Here is a 5,846-nt window from a genome sequence, read left to right on the forward strand (position 1 = left end):
TTATATAAATTACTTGCATAAAATCTTTGTAATTAATTGTAAATTTCAAAATTTTTACTTGTAAATCCATTACTAAATGGATAAAATTATATTAATATTTGATAAAACTTACTATAAAAGCTATATAAAAGTTAAAAAATAGACACTCCTAATACTATAACTGTTTAATATTTTTAACTTTTCTTAATAAGTTGTTAAAATGTTTACTGATGTAAAATAAACCTCAAAAGAACATTTTTATACATATAACTTTATTAAAATTTAACTTAACGTTAATATGTTAAGTTAGAGGAGGGCGCAAATGACAAATAAATCAAAAAAACTAACTTTATTTTCATTAGTACTGATGATTTTCACATCAGTATATGGATTTGCAAATATGCATAAAGCCTTTTTCCTAATGGGATATGCAGCAATTCCTTGGTATATATTAGGTGCAGTTGCATTCTTTATTCCTTATGCATTTATGATGGCAGAATATGGGGCAGCCTTTAAAAATGAAAAGGGTGGTATATTTTCATGGATGGAATTATCAGTAGGTGCTAAATATGCATTTATAGGAACTTTTATGTGGTATGTATCTTATGTTATATGGCAAGTAAATGTTTCTTCATCAATTTGGGTACCATTATCTAATGCTATTTTTGGAGAAGATAGAACGCCTGTACTTAACTTCTTAGGATTAAGTAATACTCAAGCTTTAGCTATACTTGGATGTTTATGGATTATCTTAGTTACTTATGTTTCTACAAAGGGATTAGATAAAATCAAAAAAATAACCTCTGTAGGAGGTACTGCTGTAGCACTACTTAATTTAGTTTTAATATTTGGTGGATTATTAGTATTAATACTTAATCATGGTAAATTTTCACAACCTATAACAAATGTTGTAACAGCTTTTACTAAATCACCAAATCCTAACTATCAATCTTTTATTTCTACATTATCATTCTTTACCTTTGCAATATTTGCTTATGGTGGAATAGAAGTTATAGGTGGATTAGTTGACCAAACTGAAAATCCAACAGTAACCTTCCCAAAAGGAGTTACTATATCCGCTATAATTATTTCAATTGGATATTCTATAGGAATATTTATTATGGGAGCATTTATAAATTGGCAAGAAGTACTTTCATCACCTGGAATTAATAATGCCAATGTGGCATATATAATTATGCAAAATCTTGGTTATATACTAGCTACTTCTTTAGGAGCATCAAACACTGTAGCTTTAGAAGTTGGTCTTTGGCTTGCTAGATTTGTAGGTTTATCAATGTTCCTAGCACTTACTGGAGCCTTCTTTACATTAACTTATTCTCCATTAAAACAGTTAATAGAAGGAACTCCTAAAGGTCTTTGGCCTGAAAAGTTCACTAAACTTGATAAAAATGGTATGCCAGTTTTTGCAATGTGTGTACAAGCTGTATTAGTTATAGCATTAATATTACTTTTCTCATTTGCAGGTAAAAATGCTAGTGAATTCTTTGATAAATTAATTATTATGACTAACGTAGCTATGACTATTCCATATATGTTTTTATCAGCGGCTTTTCCTTTCTTTAAAAAGAAAGATTCTATTAAAAAGCCATTTAAAGTTTATAAAAGCTATAAATCAGCTGTATTTGCATCTATAGTTGTAACATTCACTGTAGGTTTTGCAAATGTATTTTCTATTTTAGAACCTGGTTTAACTAAAGGCAAATGGGGAGATACAGCTTTATCTGCTGCTAGTCCTGTTATATTTGCAATTATTGCAATTGCTCTTTATAAAAGATATGAAATTAGCAAAAAGAAACAAAGCTTCACAGATGCAGCTTAAAACAAAAAAGATGGTGATTAATTATTCACCATCTTTTTTTATGCTCCAAAATGTTTTACAGACTTCTTTAACTTGGTTACTTTGTTTCATTATAACATTAGGAAAATAATCTTTTGGAAAAATATTATAATAAGCTGATTTTGAATATCTATTATCTAAAAACATAATAACTCCTTTATCTTTTTCCGTTCTTATACATCGACCTGCGGCTTGAAGCACTTTTACCATTCCTGCATATAAATATGCATATTGAAACCCCATACCTTCTTTTTTATCAAAATAATCTTTAATTATATTCCTTTCTACACCTATCTGTGGCATGCCTACCCCTACAATAATAACACCTACTAATTTATCATGGATTAAATCAATACCTTCTGAAAAATGTCCTCCTAATACACAAAAACCTATATGACTTTCCTCATTATCTTCAACATACTTTAATAGAAATTTTTCTTTATCCTCTTCAGACATATTATTTTCTTGCATAACAATGTTTAAATTAAATTCTTCTTCTTTAATCTTTTCATAAATTAATTCCATATACTTATAAGAAGGAAAAAATACCATATAATTTCCCTTCTTAGCTTCTATAAAGGCTTTTATATACTTTATGATATCTTTAGAAGTTTCTTTTCTCTTATGATAAGTGGTATCTATCTTATTACCAATAAGTATAAGCCTATTATTACTATTAAAAGGTGAAGATAAATTAACTAAATAATCTTCTTCATTATATCCATAAAGCTCCTTAAAATAATTTATAGGTAATAAAGTAGCTGAAAAAATACTAGTAGATTTTGCTTTATCCATTCTTTCTATAAGAAGCTTAGATGGATTTACACAATAAAGCTTAATAGTTACATTCTTGTTATCACTTTCTACTAAAGTTATATAGTTTTCATCATAAAATTCACTTATATTTAAAAAACTATGCACATTAAAATAAAAATCTAATAACTCCTTATTTTCTTCCTTATGCTGTGCTAAATACTCATCTACTCTTTGCAAAAAAATTCTTAACATAGTATATAACTCTAAAGGTTCTTCATTTTCAATTAAATAATATTCCTGTAGCTCCTCTAATAAATTTTTTTTAGATATAAAATACTTATTAATCTTATTTAAAGAATTATGTATTAACTTGTCTTTTTTACTAAAATACCTCTTCAAAACCATAATATTTTCCTTACTTAGCTTAACAGAGTACATATCACGTCCTCTATCTACTAAATTATGAGCTTCATCAATTAATAAAGTATAATCTGTTTTCTTATCTTGAAAAAATCTTTTTAAAGCTACCTTAGGATCAAAAACATAATTATAATCACAAATTATAATATCACACCATAGGGTTAAATCTAAAGCTAATTCAAAGGGACATAGTTTATACTTTTCACTTAGCTCGTTAATAGTACTTCTGTTAAACTCATCATATTCCTTTAATATTTCCTTTAAGCAATTATTAATCTTATCAAAATACCCTTTAGCATAGGGACAATAATCTGGATTACAATTTGTATCATCCATTTTGCAAACCTTATCCTTTGCAGTTAAAGTTAAACTTTTAATATTTAAATGCTTTTCTTTCATTAAAGTAATAGACTTCTCTGCCACTTCTCTAGTAATAGTCTTTGCCGTTAAATAAAAAATTTTAGAAGTATACTCTTCTCCCATACTCTTAATAGTAGGAAAAAGAGCAGAAATAGTTTTTCCTATGCCCGTTGGTGCTTGAGCAAAACATTTTTTCCCCTCTACTATGGCTTTATACACTCTAATGGCTAATTCCCTTTGTCCCTTTCTATAAGTTTTAAAAGGAAACTCTAAAGCTTTAATGGAAGCATCTCTCTTTTCTATCCACCTCTCCTCCATCTTAGCCCAATAACTATACTCTTTTATTAATCCAAAGAAAAACTCTTCTAACTCCCTATATGTATAAGTTTTTCTTAAATACTTTATAGCCATAGTTTCAATATTATAATATGTTAATTGAATATCTATATTATCTAAGTTGTTATCCTTAGCATAAATAAATCCATAACATTTTCCCTGGGCCCAATGTAATGGATTAAAATCCTCATCTATATTTAATACATCTCTAGTGGTTGTTTTTATTTCATCAATAACCACATTTTCCTCTTCTAATAAAATACCATCTGCTCTACCGTCTACCTTTATATTAATTCCCTCATAATTAAACTCATACTTTAAAGAAAACTCAGCCATGTAATTTTCCTTATAAGATTTTTGAATTTTCTTATGAGCACGAGTTCCCTCTATAGCCTTTACAGAATTACTGTATCTATTATCAATACTCCCATGTCTCATAACAAACTCTATTAAAGACCTAATAGAGACTTTTATACCTTTTCTCATAAGTTTTTTCTCCTAATTTTTATATAATTATTATTAATTATACTATATAGTAAAAGCAATGGAAAACTATATAGTATAATTAACTAACCTCCTAATTTAACTATACTTATAATTAGGTACAAAGTTTTTTAATTTTCTTTTTAGTTCTTCCACATTACAACTTCTATTGCACGCCACAAAAAGTTTTTTAAGATTTAATTTTAATTGTCCAAAATCTAAATCTTCAGGTTGTTCTATTAATATTTTATTATTACTTGTTTTTATTAAATCTTCCTTATTTAATAAAAGTTCTTCATATAATTTTTCTCCCGGTCTTAATCCTATTATATTTATTTCTATATGACTATCTGGAGATAAAAAATTTATAAGAGACTTAACTAGATCATATATCTTCACTGGTTCCCCCATATCTAAAACAAATATTTCTCCACCTTTAGCAAAGGTAGCTGCTTGAATAACTAACTGCACTGCTTCAGATATTAACATAAAATACCTAGTTATCTCCTTATCTGTTAAAGTTATAGGACCTCCCTGTTCAATTTGCTTCTTAAATAATGGAATAACAGAACCATTACTACCTAAAACATTACCAAACCTAACAGAAACAAACTCCGTATCACTTTCCTTATTCTTAGCTTGTACTATCATTTCGCAAATTCTCTTAGTAACCCCCATCACATTAGTGGGATTCACTGCTTTATCTGTTGAAATCATTACAAATGTGTCTACATTATATTTATGAGAAACCTCCACTAAATTTAATGTTCCTTCCACATTATTAGTTACAGCTTCTTGTATATTAAATTCCATTAAAGGCACGTGCTTATGAGCCGCTGCATGAAATACAATACTAGGTCTATACTCCTGAAAAATAAAATTCAACCGAATCCTATCTCTTACAGAAGCTATAATAACCTTCAAATCTAATGCCTTATACTTTCTCTTTAACTCATTTTCAACCTCATAAGCTCCATTTTCATATATGTCTAATATCAATAAAATCTTTGGAGAATATCTTGCCACTTGTCTACAAAGTTCTGAACCAATAGAACCTCCACCACCAGTAATAAGTATTACCTTGTCTTTTATATACTTATCTATTCCATTTATATCTAAAAATATTTCCTCTCTGCCTAATAAATCCTTATAATCTATATTCCTTAACTTACTTAAAGTTATTTTCTCATTAAAAAGCTCATACAAATCTGGCATAACCTTAATACTTGCAGAAGTTTTTCTACAAATATCTAGTATATTCTTTTTCTCCACACTATCTAAAGAAGGTATAGCAAGGATTATTAAATCCACACTCTTAACCTCTACTATACTAAGAATATCATTTCTATCACCTAAAACTAAAAATCCATTTAAAAAAGTATTAACTTTTTTTTCATCATCATCTATTATTCCTATTATATTATAAACACTTTGTTTTTTCTTTTGTATCTCTTTTAATAATATATCTGCACATTCACCTGCACCAATTATTAGAGTATTTATTAAATTTTTTATATTTTTTGAAGGCATATGAATTTCCTCCTATGTTTTCTGTTAAAATTCTTTTATTTTTATAAATTTGGTTTCTTTTATATTAATATTCATAGAGAGGAATAATGGATACAAAAATAATGCTATTAACATAAAATAATCT

At 27.4% G+C, this 5,846-nt stretch carries 3 protein-coding genes; 1 reads left to right on the forward strand and 2 read right to left on the reverse strand.

Annotated features, from left to right (window positions below; translation table 11 throughout):
- Positions 1-301 precede the first annotated feature (301 nt).
- Positions 302-1,819, forward strand: a complete 1,518-nt coding sequence (gene yjeM / locus GBZ86_RS11735) for a glutamate/gamma-aminobutyrate family transporter YjeM (RefSeq protein WP_152890891.1) — start codon at positions 302-304, stop codon at positions 1,817-1,819.
- A gap of 21 nt (positions 1,820-1,840) precedes the next feature.
- Here the strand turns inward: yjeM and GBZ86_RS11740 are convergent, their stop codons facing one another.
- Positions 1,841-4,195 carry an ATP-dependent DNA helicase gene (locus tag GBZ86_RS11740; protein ID WP_152890892.1) on the reverse strand — a complete coding sequence of 785 codons (2,355 nt, stop codon included), beginning with the start codon at positions 4,193-4,195 and terminating at the stop codon, positions 1,841-1,843.
- Between the two features lie 96 nt (positions 4,196-4,291).
- Positions 4,292-5,722, reverse strand: coding sequence for a polysaccharide biosynthesis protein (locus tag GBZ86_RS11745; RefSeq protein WP_152890894.1), 1,431 nt, complete (start codon positions 5,720-5,722; stop codon positions 4,292-4,294).
- Positions 5,723-5,846 lie beyond the last annotated feature (124 nt).

This window comes from Clostridium tarantellae (assembly GCF_009295725.1).
GTDB lineage: Bacteria > Bacillota > Clostridia > Clostridiales > Clostridiaceae > Sarcina > Sarcina tarantellae.